This is a genomic window from Pseudomonas profundi, assembly GCF_008638305.1.
GTDB classification, from domain to species: Bacteria; Pseudomonadota; Gammaproteobacteria; order Pseudomonadales; family Pseudomonadaceae; genus Halopseudomonas; species Halopseudomonas profundi.
This window is the reverse complement of record NZ_VTPZ01000012.1, coordinates 22,210-43,608: the sequence shown is the minus strand read 5'-3', so window position 1 is coordinate 43,608 and position 21,399 is coordinate 22,210. Positions and strand designations below refer to the sequence as shown.

Here is a 21,399-nt window from a genome sequence, read left to right as displayed (position 1 = left end):
CGAGCCCTTGGCTCTCAGAGATTCCTCAGGATCAATGGCCAGACCGGGTAAATCGCCCGGCGACCATCGAGTTCAGCCTGTTCGTCACGCGTGGCGGGTGCGCACCGGGGTACAGTGAGGAGTCCTGCGAGATGTCGCGTTTACCAGTCATTGTCGGGTTCGGCGGATACAACGCCGCTGGCCGTAGCTCATTCCACCATGGCTTTCGCCGCACCATCATTGAATCCCTGAACCCAGCCGACCGGCAGCAAACGCTGGCCGGACTGGCCGTTCTCATGAAGCTGGTACGCGTAGAGGGTGATGTCTATCTCGATGATGAGGAGCAGCCGCTCAGCCTGGCGGACCTCGAAGAGCGTTTCGGTCAGCAGATCCTCGACAGCACCCTGGTACGCCGGGTAGAGAAACGTCACCTGGATGTAGACGCCGCGCACTGGCACAAGAACCTGACAGTGACCGGCGAAGCCGGCAAACCCTTCTCGTTCATCACTCTGGCGAAACAGTTGCCCGAACCCCTGCCATCGGACTGGGTGGTCGAGCCGCTGAATGCCGCCGAAGTAATGGTCACCATGTATGACGGTTGCGACATCAAGGTCGACAGCTACCGCTCGCTGGCGGTCAAGTCCGCCGGACAGCTGCCCAGCGGCTTCGAGCCCGGCGAGCAATACGCATCACGTTTTCACCCACGCGGCCTGCAAATGACAATCGTCGCCGCTACCGATGCGCTGCGTTCCAGCGGTATCGCCTGGGAAGACATCACCCAACGCATCCAGCCGGATGAAGTCGCCGTGTTCGCCAGCAGCATCATGAGTCAGCTGGATGAATTCAGCTTCGGCGGCATGATGCAGTCCCGGCTCAAGGGCAACCGGGTCAGCGCCAAGCAGCTCGCGCTGGGCCTGAACAGCATGCCGGCGGACTTCATCAACGCCTATATCCTTGGCAGTGTCGGCACGACGGGGGCCATCACCGGTGCCTGCGCCAGCTTCCTGTACAACCTGCAGAAAGCCACCGAGATGATTACCAGCGGTCGCGCCCGGGTCGCCCTGGTCGGCAGCAGTGAAGCACCTATAACCCAGGAATGCATCGAAGGTTACGGTGCGATGGGCGCATTGGGTACCGAAGAAGGGCTGCGCAATATCGAAGGCACGACGGATGTGAACTTCCGGCGGGCGAGCCGGCCCTTTGGACAGAACTGCGGCTTTACCCTGGCCGAGTCCAGCCAGTTCTTCCTGTTGATGGATGACGAGCTGGCGATGGAGCTGGGCGCCGATATCCACGGCTCGGTTCCGGATGTGTTTGTCAGCGCCGACGGTTTCAAGAAATCGATTTCAGCGCCGGGGCCTGGCAACTACCTGACCATGGCCAAATGCGTACACAGCGCGATGCAGATCCTCGGCGAAGACAGCGTGCGCCGGCGCAGCTTCGTACATGCGCACGGATCCAGCACCCCGGCCAACCGGGTAACCGAGTCAGAACTGCTGGACCGTGTTGCCGAGGCCTTCGGTATTGCCGACTGGCCGGTGGCAGCGGTCAAGGCCTTCGTCGGTCATTCGCTTGCCAGCGCCAGTGGTGATCAGCTGGCTTCGGCGCTGGGCACGTTCAAATACCAGATCATTCCCGGCATCAAAACCATTGATGAAGTGGCGGACGATGTTCATCAACAGCATTTACGCATCAGCACCCGTGATGTTGACCGCGCGCAGGATCCGCTCGAGGTGTGCTTTATCAACTCCAAGGGCTTCGGCGGCAACAACGCCAGCGCGGTGGTGCTGGCCCCGCAGGTGGTCGAGCGGATGCTCCGCAAGCGTCACGGGGAAGAGCGTTTCGCCGAATATGCTGTCCGTCGCGAAGCGGTCCGGGCCGCTGCATTGGCCTACGAACAGCGCGCCCAGAAAGGCCAGCTCGAGGTGATCTACAAGTTTGGTCAGGACATGATCGATGACCGGCAGATAGAGATGTCGGTCGAACAGATGACCGTGCCCGGCTTCAGCCAGCCCCTGATATTTCGCAAGGATGATCGCTTCAGCGACATGCTCGATTAAGCGCTTCGGAGCCGGGCGATAACGCCGGCTCCGTTCCGCGTCAGGCTTGCCAGATCAGGCGATTCTCAATAGTTACCGCACCTTTGCTCTGAGTTGTAGTCCATAACTTGGAACCGTAGAAACCTCTGAAAAGATAGAGAGCGAAGGTCAGACAAGGCGTAATGGAGAGAACGGTTGCAGCGTGCAGCTGTAACAAGCCTCTTCAAAGCGACATCAACGCTGCATGACCGCGTCCCATCATTTCGGGGTTCCTTGAGCATTCTGGTCAAAGGAGCACACTTATGTCATTCAGTAAGCAAGTATCAGCTGCCCGCAAAGAAGCCGAAAAAGAAGCGCACCACCTGGGTTCGGTTGCACGCCGTTTTTATAAGGGCACCGCCAAGGAGTCCAGCCGCGATTTCAGAAAGCTGCAAAAACGTGCGCGCCATAACATGCACGACATGCATCTCGGCGGTCACAACAACCGCGCCTCTCACTCGCTGCAGCAGGCAGGCCAGATGGTCAAACAGCATCCCGTCGTGACGCTGGCGATTGCCGCCGGCGCCTTCGCTCTGGTGGCCTATTTCCTGACCAAGCCACGCCGTCAGAATAGCCATCAAGCCGGCACTGACAGCAGCCAGACACCGCTGTAAGCACTATCGCGGCGCCGCTGACTGTCAGCGGCGTCACGCCCGCCATCTGTTCCTTGATGCTGCCGCCCCATACCCCGTACAGTTCAGCTGTCTGTCTCAACTGAACCGAGGTCAGCATGTCCCCTTTCAGCTTCGCCACTACCGCACAAATTCTCTGTGAACCCGGCTCCGCCCTGCGCCTGGCCGAACTCTGCCACGAGCGGGACGCTCACCGCGTGCTGATAGTGACCGACCCCGGCATCATTCAGTTAGGCTTGCTGAAGGATATTCTTCCCGGTTTTGCAGACGCCGGGATCCAATACCGGATATTTGATGCGGTAGAGGCCGATCCGCCGGAGGCGGTGGTGCTGGCGGCGGTTGAACAGGGGCGAGCGATGGGGGCCGAGCTGGTGATCGGCTTTGGGGGCGGCAGCTCAATGGATGTAGCCAAGCTCGTGGCCTTGCTGGCACACCCCGAGTGCACACAGCAATTGCCCGACATCTATGGCGTGGGCAACGCGCGCGGTCGCCGCCTGCCACTGATTCAAGTGCCGACAACCGCCGGAACCGGTTCGGAAGTCACCCAGATCGCGATCATCACCACCGGTGAAACCACCAAGATGGGCGTGGTCTCGCCATTGCTGCTACCCGATCTGGCCGTACTCGACGCCGACCTCACGCTGGGCCTCCCGCCCTCCGTCACCGCAGCCACCGGTATTGATGCCATGGTGCATGCGATCGAGGCCTACACCAGCAAGGTCAAAAAGAATCCGCTCTCCGATATGCTGGCCCGCGAAGCCCTGCGCCTGCTCTCCGACAACCTGAGCGAGGCGGTGCATAACGGACAGAACCGCGAAGCGCGTCAGGCGATGCTCCTCGGCGCTTTGCTTGCGGGCCAGGCTTTTGCCAACGCGCCGGTTGCAGCAGTGCACGCGCTGGCTTATCCGCTGGGTGGGCATTTTCATATCCCGCATGGCCTGTCCAACGCACTGGTGCTGCCTGCGGTAATCGAATATAACGCCTCCCACGCCGCACCGCTTTACGCAGAACTGGCTCCGATCATCCTCGGCCCTGCTCTACAGCCCGGCGACGATGCAAGCCTGACCGCGCAGCTGGTGGCTGCACTGTCACGGCTCAGCCCTGACCATGGCCTGCCAAGCCGCTTGCGCGATGCCGGTGTACCGGAAGACAGCCTGCCCATGCTGGCCCGCGACGCCATGCTTCAGCAACGCTTGCTGGTCAATAACCCCCGCGAGCTGACCGAAGCCGACGCGCTGGCCATCTACCAGAAAGCCTACTGATACCCATCACTGCCGGGCTGCGGAGTCACTTCCGCGGCCCGCCCTCAGGACACGCCATGACCGAAGCCGCCCATTCTTCACGCAGCGACTACCCCTATTTGCATCCCATCACCACCCGCTGGCACGACAACGATCTCTACGGCCACATCAATAACGTCACCTACTACGCATTCTTCGACAGCGCTGTGAACACCTGGCTGATTGAACAGGGTGGGCTGGATATTCACGAGGGTGAACAGGTGGCGTTTGTCGTCAGCTCCGCCTGTGACTACTTCAAACCCGTAGCCTTTCCGGATCGTATCGAAGTGGGCGTACGCGTAGCCAAGCTGGGTAACAGCTCGGTGCATTACGAACTGGCAGTGTTCAAGACAGGCGAAGAAGGGCCCTGCGCAGCCGGGCGCTTTGTACACGTGTTCGTCGAACGCGCCAGCAAACGCTCATGCGCCATACCGGCCGGACCGCGCGCCGCGCTCGAACGGTTGCTGCTTTGAATAAAGGGGCCTCTAAAAACGTAGCGAGCGAAGGCCAGACAAGGCGAAATCGAGCGAAAGACGGACCGGGCTGGCGTACCAGTTTACGTCTTGTAAATGAGCATCTTGAGCGAGATTTCAACGCTGTATGGCCGAGCGCAGTAGTTTTTTGGAGGTTCCTCAACCTAGTACGTCCGGCAACTGCCCCGGCGTAAACAGCTCTATCCAGTAGCCGTCTGCGTCCTTGATAAAGGCGATGCGCTTCATCTTGCCGTCGTTCGGACGTTTGACGAATTCCACGCCCATGGACTCGAAGCGCTCACAGGCCGCATCGAGATCAGGGACGGCGAAGCCGATATGACCAAACCCCTGGGGCTGGTCGTTGCCGTTGTGATAGGCAAATTCTGGATCGTCCTCGGTGCCCCAGTTGTGCGTCAGCTCGAGCATTGCCGGCCGGCCGAAGGTCTGCACCAGCCGCACCCTGGATTCATGCGACCAGTAGCCAAGATCCAGCTCGTCGATCATTGCGAGGAAATACAGGCTGAAGCGCATGTCTTCGAAATCCAGCCGTTTGACCAGCGTCATGCCCATGATGCGGGTGTAGAAATCCAGCGACGCGGTCGGGTCCTTGACGCGCAGCATGGTCTGGTTAAGGACGAAGCCCTCCGTGGCCGGGTCGCGATCCTCGCACAGGCCTTCAGCGGTTTCGAAATGGCGTGACATGGCAGCGGCTCCTCAAATGGATGGTTTGAAAGGAAGCCTAGCATTTCAGCATCGGTTGGCGCTCTATCGCGAAGGACCGAAAACGCCAACCGAATCCGGCCCTCAGCGGAAAGGCCGCTCCTGCCACCAGGGGAAGAAGTCCGGACGGTCCTGGCTGGGACGCAGAGTGAAGCGTGCAGGACGTTTTTCCAGGAAGGATTGCACGCCCTCCTTCGCATCGGCCGATTCACCCATGAAAGCGATCGCACGGGAATCGACGATGTGAGCTTCCATCGGATGGTCGGCGCCAAGCATGCGCCAGAGCATCTGACGGTTAAGCAGCGTGGACATGGGCGATGTGTTGTCGGCAATTTCACGGGCCAGTTTCATGGCGGCAGGCAGCAGCTCTTCCGGTTCATGGATGCTGCGAATCAGGCCACCGCGCAGTGCTTCTTCGGCATCAAAGACGCGACCGGTGTAGACCCATTCAGCGGCCTGCTGTACGCCGACCAGACGCGGCAGGAACCAGCTGGAGCAGGCTTCCATGGTGATACCTCTGCGCGCGAAGACAAAACCGAAGCGCGCCTTGGTGGAGGCCAGACGAATATCCATGGGCAGGGTCATGGTGGCACCTACACCCACAGCCGCGCCGTTGAAGGCACCGATTACTGGCTTGGTACATTCGAAAATTCGCAGCGAAACAGTACCGCCGCCGTCACGCAGATCGGCGTTGCTACGCTTGTGACGATTGAAGGTGTCGCCGCCGCTCTCCAGATCCGCACCGGCGCAGAACGCCTTCCCGGCGCCCGTCATGATGACGACGCGTACGTCATCGTCAGCGTCGGCGGCATCGAAAGCTTCGATCAGCTCACGACGCATGTCGGCATTGAAGGCATTCATGCGGTCGGGGCGATTGAGGGTCAGGACGAGGATGCCGTCCTCGACCTGATAATTCAGCGTTGAATAGCTCACTGCGGCACTCCTGCAAGAATGGGAAGGCCTGACAGTGTAAGAGCGCAAATGCCCTCAGGCCATGACCCTCGGCTTTGCGTATGCAAAGCCATAGGCAGGGCCGATTGATCCTGAGTGGTTACCTAGTCGACGCGCTCGAACTTGAGGTCCCAGACGCCGTGACCGAGACGCTCGCCGCGGCGCTCGAACTTGGTTACCGGGCGCTCTTCCGGACGGGGTACATAGGTGCCGTCTTCAGCCAGATTGCGGTAACCAGGGGCCGCGCTCATCACCTCGAGCATCTGCTCGGCGTAGGCTTCCCAGTCGGTGGCCATGTGGAATACACCGCCGGGCTTGAGCTTCTTCCGCAGTTTCTCAGCGAAGTCCAGCTGCACGATACGGCGCTTGTTGTGTTTCTTCTTGTGCCAGGGATCGGGGAAGAACAGCAGCACCCGGTCCAGGCTGGCATCAGGAATGGTCTTGTCGAGCACTTCGATGGCATCGCAATCGAACACCCTGAGGTTGCTCAGCCCCGCGTTAAGCACGCCATTGAGCAACGAGCCGACGCCGGGGCGATGCACCTCTACGCCGATAAAATCCTGTTCCGGTGCGGCCGCTGCCATTTCCAGCAGCGACTGCCCCATGCCGAAACCGATCTCCAGCGTACGCGGTGCCTGGCGGCCAAACAGCGCATCCAGGTCGAGCATACCGCTTTCGAGATCAAGCCCGAATCTGGGCCAACCGACGTCGATGCCGCGCTTCTGCGCATCGGTCATCCGTCCGGCACGCATGACAAAGCTGCGAATCGCGCGGCGCGGATGTTCGCTGTTGCTATCGTTCTCGGGCAGGTCGGAAGGGGTCTGGCTGTCAGTCATGGCAAAGGCTCAAAGTGTAATCAGAAGAAAGTGCCGGCCAGCGGCGAGGAAGCCGAGGCATACAGCTTGCGCTCCATGCGTCCGGCCAGATAGGCACCGCGACCTGCCAGGACCGCGTGTTTCATGGCTTCGGCCATGAGCACCGGTTGCTGCGCATGGGCGATAGCGGTGTTCATCAACACGCCGGCGCAGCCCAGCTCCATAGCGATTGCAGCATCCGAGGCGGTGCCGACACCCGCATCCACCAGCACCGGCACGGTGGCCTCTTCGAGGATGATGCGCAGGTTATAGGGGTTGCAGATACCCAGCCCGGAGCCGATCAGCCCGGCCAGCGGCATGACCGCGACGCAGCCGATTTCCGCCAGTTGACGCGCGATGATCGGATCGTCGCTGGTGTAAACCATCACATCAAAGCCATCGCGCACCAGGATTTCGGCGGCCTTGATGGTTTCGATGACATCCGGGAACAGGGTTTTCTGGTCCGCCAGCACTTCGAGCTTGACCAGCTTGTGTCCGTCCAGCAGTTCACGCGCCAGGCGACAGGTACGCACGGCGTCTTCAGCAGTGAAACAGCCAGCGGTGTTGGGCAGGATGGTGAAGCGATCCGGCGGTAGCACGTCGAGCAGATTGGGCTCGCCTGGATTCTGGCCGATGTTGGTCCGGCGGATAGCCACGGTGACAATCTCGGCGCCTGAGGCTTCGATCGCGTCGCGGGTTTCGTCCATGTCCTTGTACTTGCCGGTGCCTACCAGCAAGCGGGAACGGTAACGCACGCCGGCAATTTCCAGCGCGTCCTGGGTCAGGTCAGTCATGTGAACTCCGATTTGGGGGGAAAGGCAGGGCCGCGATGAAACGGCAACTACCCTATCCGCCGCCTATGGCGTGAACGATTTCTACCCGGTCGCCGTCTGCGAGTCGGGTCTCGGCGTGTTGGCTGCGCGGCACTATATCCAGATTCAGCTCTACGGCCAGGCGCTTGCCGCTCAAACCCAGCCGCTCGACCAGTTCAGCCAGCGTAACCGGGTTCTCCAGGGCGTAGGCTTCGCCATTCAGTTGGATCTGCATGGGATACTCGAACGTAGTCAGGAAAGCGACAATGATAGCCTGCTTTGGCCAGTGCTGACCACGCTAGTGCAGCTCACAGAGCACGCCAGACACCGATTCCCAGGCACAGCCAGGCGAGCAGGAACATCACGCCGCCTACCGGCGTGATGATGCCCAACTTGCCCAGCCCAGTCAGCGCCATGGCGTACAGGCTGCCGCTGAACAGCAGGATGCCGAACGCGAACAATCCGCCAGAGGCCTTGAACAGGGCAACGTCCGGCCAGCGCAACAGCAGCAGCGCTATGCCAAACAGCGCAGCAGTGTGCCAGAGCTGATATTGCACGCCAGTCTGAAAGGCATTGAGCAGATTGTCCGGCAGTCGGCTGCGCAAACCATGTGCCGCAAAGGCGCCCAGCGCGACGCCAGTGAAGCCGCAAAAAGACGCCAGCAAAAGCAATAACTTGGCCATGGATAAATCCCCCGGTCTATACTGCGGGCCAATCCTGAAACCGATTCGCCCATGTTGAAAAAACTGTTGCGCACCTCAGCTCGTTGGCTGCTGTACCTGATGGTGCTGAGCCTGATCCCGGTCATTCTGCTGCGCTGGATCCCCTCCCCCGGCTCGACGCTGATGGTAGAGCGCTGGATCGAATTTCGCCAGCAGGGAAGCGACGTCAACATCAGACACCAATGGGTGCCCTACGCGAACATCTCCGACAGCATCAAGATGGCGGTCATCGCTGGCGAGGACCAGCGTTTCGCCGAGCACCACGGCTTCGATCTCAAGGCGATTCGCGCGGCGATGGAACACAATCTCGAAGGTGGCAGCCTGCGCGGCGCCAGCACCATCAGCCAGCAAGTCGCGAAGAACCAGTTTCTATGGTCCGGACGCAGCTGGGTACGCAAGGGACTGGAGGTCTGGTTCACGGCGTGGATCGAGGTGTTGTGGCCGAAGCAGCGTATTCTGGAAATCTATCTGAACGTGGCGGAATGGGATCAGGGCGTGTTCGGTATCGACGCTGCAGCCAGACACCATTTCAACGTCGGGGCCGCCACGCTGTCTGATCGCCAGGCCGCACAATTGGCTGCGGTGTTGCCCAGCCCGATCCGTTGGAGCGCCGCCAGACCCTCTGACTATGTGCAGCGACGCGCCACCTGGATCCAGCGCCAGGCCCGCCAGCTTGGCGGCCGGCATTATCTCGACCAGATGGAAGCGGGCCGCCCGCGACCCGACTGGTTGAGGTTCGCCTACTGGCAGGAACGGGTTTCGCTGAAGTGATCAACGGCAGGGCGCTGCCCGACGCCAGGCGTCCGGCGTCCGGCGTCCGGCAGGATTCAAGTCATACCGTGCGGGAGAACTTGCCCTTCTGCTCTTCGCCAAGGTAGGCGTCAAAAGTCATCGCCACGCTGCGCATCAGCAGATGGCCCTGTGGCAACAAGACCAGCGCGTCATCATGTAGCTCCACCAGACCGTCGCGTTCATGCTCACGTAACAGCGCCAGCGCGTCGGCGAAATATTCGGCGAAATTGATCTGATAACGCTGCTCGAACTTGGCGTAGTCCACGCGCCCATGGCACATCAGATCGGTAATCACGTCCCGGCGCAGGCGATCGTCTTCGCTGAGCTGGTAGCCGCGTTGCACCGGCAGCATGCCATCGTCCATCCGAGTGTAGTAACGCGAGAGTTCCTTGACGTTCTGACTGTAGCTATCCCCAACCTTGCCGATTGACGACACGCCGATGCCGATCAGGTCGCAGTCGGCATGCGTCGAGTAGCCCTGGAAGTTGCGCTGCAATGTTCCATTCGCCTGCGCGCGGCTCAGCTCGTCTTCAGGCAGGGCGAAATGATCCATGCCGATATACACATAGCCCGCATCGGTGAGCCGGCGAATGGTCAGTTCCAGCAGCTCGAGTTTGCGCTCGGGCGGCGGCATGTCTTCCATGCGGATCAGCCCCTGCGCCTTCACCTGCTCGGGCAGGTGTGCGTAGCTATAGGCGGCGATGCGGTCGGGACGCAGATCGATGATCTTGTCCAGCGTGGCATCGAAGCTGGCGACAGTCTGCAACGGCAAACCGTAAATCAGATCAACGCTCACCGACTTGAAGCCAGCATCGCGCGCAGCCATGACCAGCTCACGGGTTTGCTGTTCGCTCTGGATCCGATTGACTGCCGCCTGCACCTTCTCGTCAAAATCCTGAACGCCGAAGCTCAGGCGGTTGAAGCCCAGTTCGCGCAGCGTATGAATCTGCACCGGTGCCACTGTGCGCGGATCGACCTCGAGGGAAAACTCATGCGCGTCGCTGTCGTCCATATTGAAGGCATTGCGCAGCGTCTGCATCAGATCAGCCAGCTGTTCGCTGGTGAAGTAGGTGGGCGTACCGCCGCCCAGGTGCAGCTGGGTCAAGCGACGTGACGAATCGAACAGGCTCGCCTGTTCGGCAATCTCGCGTTTGAGATATTCGAGATACTCGACGGCGCGCTCGGTCTTGTGCGTGATGATCTTGTTGCAGGCGCAGTAATAGCACAGGCTTTTGCAGAACGGGATATGGATATACACCGACAGTGGCTTGGGTGAAGTCACCTCATTGCTGGCCTTGGCCGCCGCCCGATAGTCATCCATGGCGAACGCTTTGTGAAACTGCGGCGCAGTGGGATAGGACGTGTAGCGCGGTCCGGGCCGGTCGTACTTCTCGATCAGATCACGATTGAAACTCAGCCGTTGGTCCATATCCACTCCACAACTTTGAACGTCTGCTGCGGTTTCGATTTCGCCGGCAACAGACAGGACGAATGATGATCAGAAATCGCGCCTGTCGGCACAATATGCAGTTCGAGGTATAGCCGACAGCGCTATTCGTAATCGTCGCTGGGGCCAAACAGGACTGAATGAGCCTGGTCTTCACTCACAGCAACCACCGCACCCTGTTCAGGATAGACCCAGGCCTGTCTACCGTCGCCGACATCCATACGCATCGCCGGATTGCCCAACGAACCCTGGAAGCTCACCACGTCCACCGGCTCCTCAGGGATCAGGCTGATACGCTTGATCAGGCGGCCGGCTAATGCTGCAGCCACGCCGGGCGATATCGACTGCTCAGGCGAATCAACTGTCCAGGCCTGAGCGCGTACCAGGCTATCGGTCTGCACTGAATCCAGCTCGATCACCGCTTGAACGCGCCAGTTCAAACCGTCGCTTTCAAGCGGATGGCGACTGACCAGCAACGGTTGGTTTTCCGCATTGATCAGCCACAGGCTACCTGTTCCGAGCGCCGCATCGACGCCGGCAAGCGTTAGCGTCTGCTGTTGCAACGGCTGCCACAAGGACGCCTGATACTTACCATGCCACTGCATCTCGCCAGGTGCGTTTTGCTCTGCCATCCAGCTACCCAGGGCGAAAAACCCCAGCACCACGACAACCAGAATGGTCAGGGTGCGAACGCCCATTTGCAGGGACATGCCGTTACTCCATTAAAAATGCGGTATCGGCGTCATTATGCAGCCCGGCCCTCCTGGTTGAAAGGCTGGAACGAGGCCGGCTCCTTCGCAATAGCCATACAACAACGAATCAGCCATGGCCCTATTTTCGCCGATGTTTTGCTTCCTGCAATTGAGCCAGGTCAAGACTTGCAGGATGGGCCTGAGGTTTTCACGCAATCTGATCCATGCAGCTAACCGGCGAGACCGACAGTGGCTATCGGCTCCGTCCGCAGGGCCCTCCCGGCAGCGCGCACCAGGAACGCCTGGTTGATCATGCTGTGCGGCTTCAAGACCAGACGTTTGCCGCCAAAGACCTGGCGGCGCAGCAAGCGACACTGATTAGCGCAGAGGAACCAAAAAGGGCACCCGAAGGTGCCCTTTCATGCGGCCAAACAACGTCACGCCGCGTCGTCGATGGCCAGATTTTTCTTCAGTTTGTTCATCGCGTTTTTTTCCAGTTGCCGGATGCGTTCGGCAGAGACCTGGTACTTGGCCGCCAGCTCGTGCAGCGTGGCTTTTTCTTCGGCCAGCCAACGCTGATAAAGAATATCGCGGCTACGCTCGTCGAGCTGTTCCAGTCCCTGCTGCAACTGGCTGACAGAGCTGTCTGTCCAGTCCGCTGATTCCAGCTGGGTCGCAGGGTCGTAGCGCTTGTCCTCAAGATAGTGGACTGGCGCATAGGCCGTGTCGTCATCTTCGTCCTGCGCTCCGTCGAAACCGAGATCCTGGCCATACAGGCGGCTTTCCATCTCGCGGACTTCGCGGGTGGCGACACCCAGATCTTCGGCAACGGCGCTGACTTCATCGTGCGAGAGCCAGGCAAGCTTCTTCTTGGCGCTGCGCAGGTTGAAGAACAATTTGCGCTGGGCCTTGGTAGTCGCGACTTTGACAATGCGCCAGTTGCGCAGGATGAACTCGTGGATTTCCGCACGAATCCAATGCACTGCGAAGGACACCAGGCGCACGCCCATCTCCGGGTTGAAGCGCTTGACCGCCTTCATCAGGCCCACGTTGCCTTCCTGAACCAGGTCGGATTGGGCCAGACCGTAGCCGGAGTAACTCCGGGCGATATGCACGACGAAACGCAGATGCGACATGACCAGCTGGCGGGCCGCTTCCAGATCTTCGTGATAGTACAAACGATCAGCCAGCTCGCGCTCTTCCTCAACACTGAGTATCGGAATGCTGCTTACGGTCTGGACATAGGCCTCTAGGTTCGCACCGGGAACAAGGTTATGTACGGGCTGCAAGGCAGTGCTCATGTTCGAACTCCGAAAAATTGACGGCTCAGTGTATCACCGCTGGATGAGACTGTGAACGCCTGGGGAAGTTCATCAAAAGGAGACTAATTCCATACAAAACAGAATGTTACGGGCAGGTAACATTTTCATTGCGGCTCAATGTCACGGATATGCCGACCCACTGCCAGCCATGCGCCGAGCAAGCCGAGTAGCACAGCGCCTGCGACCAGCAGCAGGCCATCCCCCGCCGGCATCGGCAATAACTCGAAACCGCTCTGATACAGGGCCGCAACCTGACGCACCGTAGTGTTCAGCCAGGCGATACCGCCGGCAAGCAGCAGCCAGGCCAGTATCCCGGCGACCAACCCGTAAACCATTCCGATATAGAGAAACGGCCGACGCACGAAGGCATCGGTGCCGCCGACCAGCTTGATTATTTGAATCTCTTCACGCCGGCTCTCAATGGCCAGTCGTATGGTAGTGGTCATCACCAGTAGCAGAGCGAAGATCAACAATACCGCCAACCCGCCGGTAAAGCGTTCAAGCATGGCAAGAATCGAGGTCAAGCGCTCGACCCAGAGCAGATCGATCTGCACCAGCTCGACACCGGACATACCGGCAATGCGGTCCCGCAACGGCTGCAGTGCCGAGGCGCCGCCTTCGATGCTCGCCGGCGTTACCAGAATCACCGAGGGCAAGGGGTTGTAGGACAGCTGTTCCAGGGCATCGCCCATTCCGGAGTGCTCCTGGAATTCGGCCAGCGCCAGAGCCTTGTCCAGCAGCTGCGCCTCATCAACCTCGTCCAGCGCGGCAATACTGTCGCGCAACTGTTCGGCGGCGCTGGCGTTAACCTCATCCTGGAGATAGACAGATAACTGTGCAGCGCGCTGCCAGTCGACGCCCAGACGCTCAACCTGGCCAATCAACACAGCGAGCCCGGTAGGCAGCGCCAGTACGATGGTCATCACCAGGATGGTCATGGCGCTGCTCAGCGGGTGCCGGCGCAGGCGCTGCAGCGCCTGCGATGCGCTGTCACGATGACTGCCCAGCCAGCTGCGGAGCGGATGTTTCCAGTTGCGCTGCGAGCGCGCTGCGCCCTTGGGCGCATGGGTGTTCTTGCTCTCACGCGCATCAACGGTCTGCCGCTTGCGCGGCGCTGCCGGGTTTCGCTTGTTCTCAGCCATGCCTATTCCCCGTCCCTGACCAGGCGACCCTCGTGCAACGTGAGCATACGGTGATCCAGCCGCGCGATCAGCGGCAGATCGTGACTGGCGATCAGTACCGTCACACCGACGCGGTTGAAGTCCTCGAACAGGGTCATGATTTCCGCCGATAGCGCCGGATCAAGGTTACCTGTGGGCTCGTCGGCAAGGAGCAACGCGGGTTTGTGTACCACCGCCCGGGCAATACCGACTCGCTGCTGCTCACCACCCGACAGGGAGATGGGATACAGGTTTTCCTTTTTCAGCAAATCGACCTTATCCAGCGCTGCACGTACGCGCCTGCCGATTTCATCCCGCGGCGTTCCATTGATAATCAGCGGCAGCGCAACGTTATCGAATACCGTGCGATCAAACAGCAACTGGTGGTTCTGGAACACGACGCCGATCTGGCGACGCAGATAGGGGATATCGTCACTGCCGAGTTCGTGCAGATCCTGGCCGCCGATATGCACACGCCCGGTACTGGGCCGCTCCATGCACATCACCAGCTTGAGCAGCGTACTCTTGCCTGCACCGGAATGGCCGGTGATAAACGCCATCTCACCGGTGCGGATATGAAAGTCGAGGTTATCGAGCCCTTGATGACCGTTAGGATAGCGCTTGCTGACCTGATCGAAGCGAATCATGGTTTACTCGCGCCCAAACAGAGCCTTGACGAACTCCGGCGCCGTAAAGGGACGCAGATCATCGATCTTCTCGCCGACACCGATGAACCGGATGGGCAGTCCGAACTGCTTGGCCAGCGCGAAAATCACCCCGCCCTTGGCGGTACCATCAAGCTTGGTCAATGCCAGGCCGGTAAGACCCACCGCCTGATCAAACAGCTTGGTCTGGGAGATGGCGTTCTGACCGGTGCCGGCGTCGAGCACCAGCAGCACTTCGTGCGGCGCCTCATCGTCCAGCTTGGCCAGCACCCGCTTGACCTTCTTCAGCTCATCCATGAGATGGTCCTTGTTATGCAGGCGCCCAGCAGTGTCGGCGATCAGTACATCCGCTCCCCGCGCCTTGGCGGCCTGCAACGCGTCGAAGATCACCGAAGCTGAATCAGCGCCGGTATGCTGCGCGACAACCGGAATATGGTTGCGCTCGCCCCACACCTGCAATTGCTCCACCGCTGCGGCACGGAAGGTATCGCCAGCAGCCAGCATCACCTGCTTGCCCTCGCCCTGCAGTCGCTTGGCCAGTTTGCCGATGGTCGTGGTCTTGCCGACGCCATTGACGCCCACTACCAGGATAACGAAAGGCTTTTTCTCAGCGGGAATGACCATGGGTCTGGCCACATTACCCAGCAGGCTTTCCAGCTCGCCCTGCAAGGCGCCGTATAACGCCTTGCGGTTGTTCACCTGGCGCCGGCTGACGCGTTGCTGCAGCGATTCCATGATCAGGGTGGTGGCTTCGATACCGACATCGGCCATCAGCAGACGGGTTTCCATATCCTCCATCAGCTCATCGTCGATTTCCTTCTCGCCGAGGAACATGTTGGCCATGCCCTCGCCAAGATTGGCGCTGGTCTTCGACAACCCCGCCTTCATCCGGGCGAAGAAGCCCCTGGGCTCGGCTGCCGGCTTCTCCGGCTCGGGCTCCTTCTCGGACTGTTCCGATGTCTGTCCGAGGCCAGAGAACAGCTCTGCAGCGACTTCCCGGGCGGCCTTATCCTGACTTGAGACGACCGGTGTCGAAACAGGAGTTTCGGTCTCGGCGGGCGCAGGGGGAAGCGTGTCGCGGGCGGCCGGTTGTTCGGCCGGCTGCTCAACCGGCTGGTCGACCGGGTCGACCACCGGCTCACTGGCAGCAGGCGGGGCCGGTTCACTCTTGCGCCGAGCCCAGCCGAACAGGCCCCTTTTCTCGGGCTTGGACGCTTCGTTCTCCGGGCGCTTCGAATCCGGCTTATCTGACTTGTCTTTTGAACCAAACATTTACGATCACTATCAGAGTCTGGCGACGCGGTTTGGCCGCCACGTTGTAGGTTGGGTTATCCTACCCCACTTCCGCCACAGGCGGTATGACCGTCGTCCCTCCTAGACCATCCAGGACCATCGCATGTCGCGCCTTCTGCAACCCGTTTCGATCCTGCTGCTGATGCTTGGGCTGTCCGGCCTCGCCCATGCCCAGGAACAACGCCAGACTACCCACGAATTCAGTCTCGACAATGGCCTCAAGGTCATAGTGCGAGAGGACCATCGCGCACCGGTGGTGGTATCGCAGCTGTGGTACAAGGTCGGCAGCAGCGACGAGCCGCCAGGCAGAACCGGCATGTCGCATGCGCTGGAACACATGATGTTCAAGGGCAGCGAAAACATCGCGCCGGGGCAGGCGTCGAAGTTACTCAGCAGTCTCGGAGCCCAGGAGAACGCCTTCACCAGCCGCGATTACACTGCCTATTATCAGGTGCTCAGCCGTGACCAGCTGGCCGTTGCCCTGGAGCTGGAAGCCGAGCGCATGCACCTGTTGTCCCTGCCCGAGGACGAGGTCATGCGCGAGATGCAGGTCATCAAGGAAGAGCGCCGACTGCGTGTCGATGACAATCCCAACAGCCTCGCCTATGAACGATTCATGACCCAGGCTTACATGGCCAGCCCCTATGCGCAGCCTGTTATCGGCTGGATGCATGATCTTGACCGGCTGACCGTCGAAGACCTGCGCGCCTGGTATGAGCTGCACTACCAACCGGGCAACGCAACACTGGTTATCGTGGGGGACGTCACACTGGAAGAAGTTCGGACGCTGGTTGAGCGCTACTTCGGCCCGATTCCCGCTGGCCCGGTACCCGAACAGAAGGCACCGCTGGAACTCCCCGGCGGTGGCGAGCGCAGCATGGTGCTGGAACTCGACGTACAGCTGCCGAGCCTGATCATGGGCTTCAACGTACCGGGTCTGAATACCGCAGAGCATGACTGGGAGGCCCACGCGCTGCGACTGCTCGAAGCCGTACTGGATGGCGGATACAGCGCCCGCCTGGCGAGCCGTCTGGAGCGGGCGCAATCAATCGCCACCTCGGCGTCCGCCAGTTATAGCGCCTTCAGCCGGGGCGATTCGCTGTTCATGCTCAGCGGCGTGCCCAACGAGTCGCGCAATATCACCCTGGAGCAGCTGGAAGACGCGCTCTGGGAGCAGATCGAAGAGCTGAAGAACCAGCCGCCAAATGCCGAGGAGCTGAACCGGGTGCAATCGCAACTGATCGCCAGCCTGGTTTACGAACAGGATCAGATCAGCCAGCAGGCCAACCGCATCGGTCAGCTGGAAAGCATCGGTCTGCCCTGGACCCTGCTGGACAAGGACGTCGAGACCCTCGAAGCCATCACGCCGGAACAGGTCAGCGAGGTCGCCCGACGCTACCTGACACGTGAGCGCCTGACCCGCGCCCATGTATTGCCTGCCCCCCAGAACAAGGAGACTCGCTGATGGCTGTCGCGCATTCCCGAAAAACGCTGCGCTGGTTGCTTGTCCTCATCGCGCTGGCTGTGATTGCCGGCATCACGCTGCTCAAACCAGGCGGGGACAATCCTCCGGCCGAAGCGAAGGCCGCCCCGGCTCCTCTGGTCGATACCACCCCAGCCGCAGTGGATACCGAGAGCACCGCCCAGGGCAGCGCTGGCGACGCACCGTTACCCGACCTCGAGTCCTTGAGCACTCTGGATCCGGACAAGCCACCGGCCCGTCGTAAACTCGATTTGCAGCATTGGACGACAGAGCAAGGCTCGCGGGTGTATTTCATGCAGGCTGATGAACTGCCCATGCTCGACGTGCAGGTATTGTTCGCCGCAGGCGCCAGCCGTGACGGCGATCAGCCAGGCCTGGCCACACTGACCAACGCGATGCTCAACGAAGGTACCGGTGACAAGGATGCGGGCGACATCGCCGCAGGCTTCGAGCGCCTGGGCGCGCAGTTCAGCAACAGCTCTCATCGCGACATGGCACTGGCCAGCCTGCGCAGCCTGACCGCTGCCGACAAGCTGGACCCCGCCCTGGCATTGTTCGCTGAAGTCGTCAGCCGTCCGAGCTTTCCGCAGGACGCCTTCGAGCGCCTGCGCAACCAATTGCTGGCGGGTCTGCGTTATCGCCTGCAGCGTCCGGCAGCACTGGCCAGCGAAGCGTTCTGGGCAGAGCTCTACTCCGACCATCCCTACGGCAGTCTGCCAGAGGGCACCCCGGAGAGCCTGCAGCAGATAACACCTGCGCAACTGGAAGGTTTTCATCAGCAGTTTTATGCTTCGGGCAACGCCGTTATCGCCATGGTCGGCGCGATAGACCGCCAGCAAGCAGAGCGCATTGCGCAGCGCCTGGCGGATGCCATGCCGGAAGGTCCCGCAGCGGCAAAAACGCCTGTCCCCGATCCGATCGAGCCTGAACCTACGCATATCCCCTTCGATGCACAGCAAACGCACATTCTGGTCGGCCAGCGCGGCATCAGTCGCCACGATCCGGACTATGCCGCGCTCTATGTCGGCAACGAAATGCTGGGTGGCTCGGGCTTCGGTTCGATACTGATGGAGGAAATCCGCGAGAAGCGCGGCCTGTCCTATTCAGTCGGCAGCAGCCTGATTCCCATGCAGGCACCCGGCCCGTTCATGATCAGCATGCAGACCCGCGCCGATCAGGTCGAACAGGCGCTGGAAGTCATCAACGACAGCCTGGATGAATTCATCGAGACAGGCCCGAGTGAAGCGGATCTGGAGCGCACCAAGCGGCAAATAATGGGCCAGTTCCCGCTCAGCACCGCGAGCAACGCAGCGATCGTTGGCCAGTTGGGTGCCATCGGCTTCTATGACCTGCCGCTGAATCACATGCAGCTGTTCATGGATCGCATTCAGGCGCTGAGCACCGAGCAGATCCGCGAAGCCTTTGCGCGTCACTTCGAGCCGGCCGGAAGGCTCGTCGTCACCGTCGGGCCTGTGCTTCAAGCAGAAACCGACCCGGACGATACCGACACCGAGACCGCGCCAGATGCGCTTGAGGAAGTAACCCCATGAGGCAGGACAAGGGCCGTCAGAGCCAGCTGCGGATCATTGCCGGAACCTGGCGCAGCCGACGTTTCACCTTCACCGAGCAGCCCGGACTGCGTCCCACGCCGGACCGGGTGCGGGAAACCCTGTTCAACTGGCTCAGCGGCGAAATCGAAGGCGCACGCTGCCTGGACCCCTTCGCCGGCAGCGGCGCGCTGATCCTGGAAGCACTGTCACGTGGCGCCAGCTTCGCGCTATGTGCCGACGCCAGCCGCGATGTTGTCTCCACCCTGCGCAGTCATCTGACCATGCTGGAATGCGAGAAGGGAGAAGTGCGTCAACAGGACGCCCTGAGCCTGTTGGCCAGCACGCCGGATACACCCTTTGATGTGGTGTTCCTCGACCCGCCGTTCCGGCAAGCGCTGCTGGCACCCGCCTGCGCTGCGGTAGAGGACAACGGCTGGCTGACAGACCAGGCCTGGATCTATACCGAAAGCGAACTGCCCCCGGACCGCCAGACAGTCCCTGCCAGCTGGCGGCTACACCGCGAAAAGCGCGCCGGCCAGGTGTGGTACACACTGTGGCGTCGCGAAGCATAACGATGGATTGCCGAGCACCACGGGCCGCGATCGGACTCGACCATGGGTGCCGCCAGCCAGCGCGCTGGCCGGGGTGGAACCCGGCCCTCCATAAAAACACCCAACGATGGAGTGTCGAGCTCCGCCTCGATATAGCGCTACCGCCGGCGACTCCGCTGCTAAGGATGTAGCTCGCCTCCTGGGAAGGCCGAGCACCACGGGCCACGATCGGACTCGACCATAGATGCAGCCAGCCAGCACGCTGGCCGGGATGGAACCCGGCCCTCCATAAAAACACCGAACGATGGAGTGTCGAGCTCCGCCTCGATATAGCGCGACTGGCAACTACACCGCTCGATCCCCAACCCCCTGCAGCGATACATTCCCAGCAATTGACAGCCCCAGGGTATTACTCTAGAACCAATTCTCTTGAATCCCCTGTCAGTCGGCCCGCCGACCCCTAAGTAGAGCTCTTATGGTTGCCGACATCGCCTACCTCCAGCAGCAAGACGAAGCCATTTCTGCCCTGAACGATACCTTTGCTCATCAGCGCGCTGCGTTTCGGGTTGCGCCGGTCCCGGACGCGGCAGAGCGCGTCCGCCAGCTCAGGCAGTTAAAGACAGCTCTGATCGCCCAGCAACAGAAGTTGATCGATGCCATCAACCAGGATTTCGGACGCCGCTCCAGTGACGAAACCCGGCTGGCCGAACTGCTGCCATCGGTGGAAGGCATCAACTACACGATCAAGCATCTGAACGCATGGGTGAAGCCGTCTCGGCGCAGCGTTGGCTTGGCGTTCCAGCCGGCCACAGCGCGGGTGATCTACCAGCCGCTGGGCGTGGTGGGCATCATCGTACCCTGGAACTACCCGCTTTATCTCGCCATGGGACCCCTCACGGCTGCCCTGGCGGCCGGCAACCGGGCGATGATCAAAATGAGCGAGTCGACGCCAGCCACCGCTGCGGCTATGGCTGACTTGTTAGCCACGGTATTTCCGCGGGAACAGGTAGCGGTCGTCTGCGGTGAGACGGATATCGCCGTGGCCTTCGCCAGGCTGCCGTTTGATCATCTGCTGTTTACTGGCGGCACCGGAATCGGCCGTCATGTCATGCGTGCAGCGGCGGAAAATCTCACGCCGGTGACACTTGAGCTCGGCGGCAAGTCGCCAGCGATCATTGCAGCCGATGTGCCTGTTGCCGATGCTGCCGAGCGAATCGCCTTCGGCAAGGGACTCAACGCTGGCCAGACCTGCGTCGCGCCGGATTACGTGCTGTGTCCGCGCGCGCGTGTCGATGAGCTGGTCGAGGCGTTGCGCCAACGTTTCAGCACGATGTACCCCACCCTGGCGGAAAATCCGGACTACACGCAGATCATCAATCCACATCACCTTCAGCGGCTCAAGGGCTATCTGGCGGACGCCATCGACAAGGGCGCCACAGCGCATGCGATCAATCCAGCCGGGGAAGATATCGGCGGGAGCCGGGTGCTGCCGCCAACGCTATTACTGGATGTCACCGATGACATGCTGGTGATGCAGGACGAGATTTTCGGTCCGCTTCTGCCCATCGTGCCCTATGACAACCTGGAACAGGCGCTTGCCTATATCGCCGAGCGACCCACGCCGCTGGCCCTGTATTACTTCGGCTACGACCGCGCCGAACAGCAACGGATCATGACCCAAACCCAGGCCGGCGGCATGTGCATCAACGATACCCTGTTGCATGTAGCGCAGGACGACCTGCCCTTCGGCGGCAAAGGGCCTTCGGGAATGGGGCGATATCACGGCCGCGAAGGGTTCCTTACCTTCAGCCAGGCGAAAGGTGTATATATCAAGCAACGCCTCAACGGCGCCCGGCCGATCTATCCACCCTACGGCGGCACGCTGTTGCAGCTGATATACAAGTTATTCATTCGCTGACGCGCAGCTAACCAGAGGAGGGAAA

Annotated in this window: 21 protein-coding genes; 9 read left to right on the top strand and 12 right to left on the bottom strand. The window is 60.7% G+C overall.

Annotated features, from left to right (window positions below):
• The first annotated feature begins 131 nt into the window (after positions 1-131).
• The 4 genes from FZE95_RS15155 to FZE95_RS15140 all read left to right on the top strand — a co-directional run bounded on the left by FZE95_RS15155 (position 132) and on the right by FZE95_RS15140 (position 4,442).
• On the top strand, positions 132-2,039 hold the full coding sequence (locus FZE95_RS15155) for a beta-ketoacyl synthase (RefSeq protein WP_150301718.1): 1,908 nt from the start codon (positions 132-134) through the stop codon (positions 2,037-2,039).
• Positions 2,040-2,320: 281 nt separating this feature from the next.
• The gene (locus tag FZE95_RS15150; protein WP_150301717.1) at positions 2,321-2,671 is read left to right on the top strand and encodes a hypothetical protein; all 351 of its coding nucleotides are present in this window, start codon (positions 2,321-2,323) and stop codon (positions 2,669-2,671) included.
• A 116-nt stretch (positions 2,672-2,787) separates the two neighbouring features.
• The gene (locus FZE95_RS15145) at positions 2,788-3,951 is read left to right on the top strand and encodes an iron-containing alcohol dehydrogenase (protein WP_150301716.1); all 1,164 of its coding nucleotides are present in this window, start codon (positions 2,788-2,790) and stop codon (positions 3,949-3,951) included.
• Positions 3,952-4,007: 56 nt separating this feature from the next.
• Positions 4,008-4,442, top strand: coding sequence for an acyl-CoA thioesterase (locus tag FZE95_RS15140; RefSeq protein WP_150301715.1), 435 nt, complete (start codon positions 4,008-4,010; stop codon positions 4,440-4,442).
• Positions 4,443-4,601: 159 nt separating this feature from the next.
• Here the strand turns inward: FZE95_RS15140 and gloA are convergent, their stop codons facing one another.
• The 6 genes from gloA to FZE95_RS15105 form a co-directional block, all read right to left on the bottom strand.
• Positions 4,602-5,144, bottom strand: a complete 543-nt coding sequence (gene gloA, locus FZE95_RS15130) for a lactoylglutathione lyase (RefSeq protein ID WP_150301713.1) — start codon at positions 5,142-5,144, stop codon at positions 4,602-4,604.
• 102 nt (positions 5,145-5,246) lie between these two features.
• Positions 5,247-6,095 carry a crotonase/enoyl-CoA hydratase family protein gene (locus FZE95_RS15125; protein WP_150301712.1) on the bottom strand — a complete coding sequence of 283 codons (849 nt, stop codon included), beginning with the start codon at positions 6,093-6,095 and terminating at the stop codon, positions 5,247-5,249.
• Between the two features lie 122 nt (positions 6,096-6,217).
• Positions 6,218-6,865, bottom strand: a complete 648-nt coding sequence (trmB, locus tag FZE95_RS15120) for a tRNA (guanosine(46)-N7)-methyltransferase TrmB (RefSeq protein ID WP_223825088.1) — start codon at positions 6,863-6,865, stop codon at positions 6,218-6,220.
• A 104-nt stretch (positions 6,866-6,969) separates the two neighbouring features.
• Positions 6,970-7,761, bottom strand: coding sequence for a thiazole synthase (locus FZE95_RS15115; RefSeq protein ID WP_150301710.1), 792 nt, complete (start codon positions 7,759-7,761; stop codon positions 6,970-6,972).
• 52 nt (positions 7,762-7,813) lie between these two features.
• Positions 7,814-8,014: a sulfur carrier protein ThiS gene (gene thiS / locus FZE95_RS15110; protein WP_150301709.1), complete on the bottom strand. Its 201-nt coding sequence runs from the start codon at positions 8,012-8,014 to the stop codon at positions 7,814-7,816.
• Between the two features lie 73 nt (positions 8,015-8,087).
• Complete coding sequence (locus FZE95_RS15105) at positions 8,088-8,462, bottom strand: DUF423 domain-containing protein (protein ID WP_150301708.1); 375 nt, start codon at positions 8,460-8,462, stop codon at positions 8,088-8,090.
• A gap of 51 nt (positions 8,463-8,513) precedes the next feature.
• Here FZE95_RS15105 and mtgA point away from each other — a divergent pair, with 51 nt between their 5' ends.
• The gene (gene mtgA / locus FZE95_RS15100) at positions 8,514-9,272 is read left to right on the top strand and encodes a monofunctional biosynthetic peptidoglycan transglycosylase (RefSeq protein WP_150301707.1); all 759 of its coding nucleotides are present in this window, start codon (positions 8,514-8,516) and stop codon (positions 9,270-9,272) included.
• Between the two features lie 61 nt (positions 9,273-9,333).
• Here the strand turns inward: mtgA and hemN are convergent, their stop codons facing one another.
• The 6 genes from hemN to ftsY all read right to left on the bottom strand — a co-directional run bounded on the left by hemN (position 9,334) and on the right by ftsY (position 15,851).
• Positions 9,334-10,722 (bottom strand): oxygen-independent coproporphyrinogen III oxidase, encoded by a 1,389-nt coding sequence (gene hemN / locus FZE95_RS15095; protein WP_150301706.1) that lies wholly within the window; start codon positions 10,720-10,722, stop codon positions 9,334-9,336.
• A gap of 122 nt (positions 10,723-10,844) precedes the next feature.
• On the bottom strand, positions 10,845-11,450 hold the full coding sequence (locus FZE95_RS15090) for a hypothetical protein (RefSeq protein WP_150301705.1): 606 nt from the start codon (positions 11,448-11,450) through the stop codon (positions 10,845-10,847).
• 419 nt (positions 11,451-11,869) lie between these two features.
• Complete coding sequence (rpoH, locus tag FZE95_RS15085) at positions 11,870-12,733, bottom strand: RNA polymerase sigma factor RpoH (protein ID WP_150301704.1); 864 nt, start codon at positions 12,731-12,733, stop codon at positions 11,870-11,872.
• A 125-nt stretch (positions 12,734-12,858) separates the two neighbouring features.
• The gene (gene ftsX, locus FZE95_RS15080; protein ID WP_150301703.1) at positions 12,859-13,896 is read right to left on the bottom strand and encodes a permease-like cell division protein FtsX; all 1,038 of its coding nucleotides are present in this window, start codon (positions 13,894-13,896) and stop codon (positions 12,859-12,861) included.
• 2 nt (positions 13,897-13,898) lie between these two features.
• A complete protein-coding gene (gene ftsE, locus FZE95_RS15075) occupies positions 13,899-14,561 on the bottom strand; it encodes a cell division ATP-binding protein FtsE (protein ID WP_150301702.1) in 663 nt (220 codons plus the stop codon).
• 3 nt (positions 14,562-14,564) lie between these two features.
• Positions 14,565-15,851, bottom strand: coding sequence for a signal recognition particle-docking protein FtsY (ftsY, locus tag FZE95_RS15070; RefSeq protein WP_150301701.1), 1,287 nt, complete (start codon positions 15,849-15,851; stop codon positions 14,565-14,567).
• Positions 15,852-15,975: 124 nt separating this feature from the next.
• Between ftsY and FZE95_RS15065 the strand changes: the two genes are divergently transcribed.
• From FZE95_RS15065 to FZE95_RS15050, 4 genes are all read left to right on the top strand, one after another.
• Positions 15,976-17,337: a M16 family metallopeptidase gene (locus FZE95_RS15065; protein ID WP_150301700.1), complete on the top strand. Its 1,362-nt coding sequence runs from the start codon at positions 15,976-15,978 to the stop codon at positions 17,335-17,337.
• Positions 17,337-18,905, top strand: a complete 1,569-nt coding sequence (locus tag FZE95_RS15060; RefSeq protein ID WP_150301699.1) for a M16 family metallopeptidase — start codon at positions 17,337-17,339, stop codon at positions 18,903-18,905. Before FZE95_RS15065 ends, FZE95_RS15060 begins: the two co-directional genes overlap by 1 nt.
• Entirely contained in the window at positions 18,902-19,477 is a 576-nt protein-coding gene (gene rsmD / locus FZE95_RS15055; RefSeq protein WP_150301698.1) for a 16S rRNA (guanine(966)-N(2))-methyltransferase RsmD, read from the top strand. The genes FZE95_RS15060 and rsmD overlap by 4 nt, the downstream gene beginning before the upstream one ends.
• Before the next feature lie 454 nt (positions 19,478-19,931).
• The gene (locus FZE95_RS15050) at positions 19,932-21,374 is read left to right on the top strand and encodes a coniferyl aldehyde dehydrogenase (RefSeq protein WP_150301697.1); all 1,443 of its coding nucleotides are present in this window, start codon (positions 19,932-19,934) and stop codon (positions 21,372-21,374) included.
• The last annotated feature ends 25 nt before the right edge of the window (positions 21,375-21,399 follow it).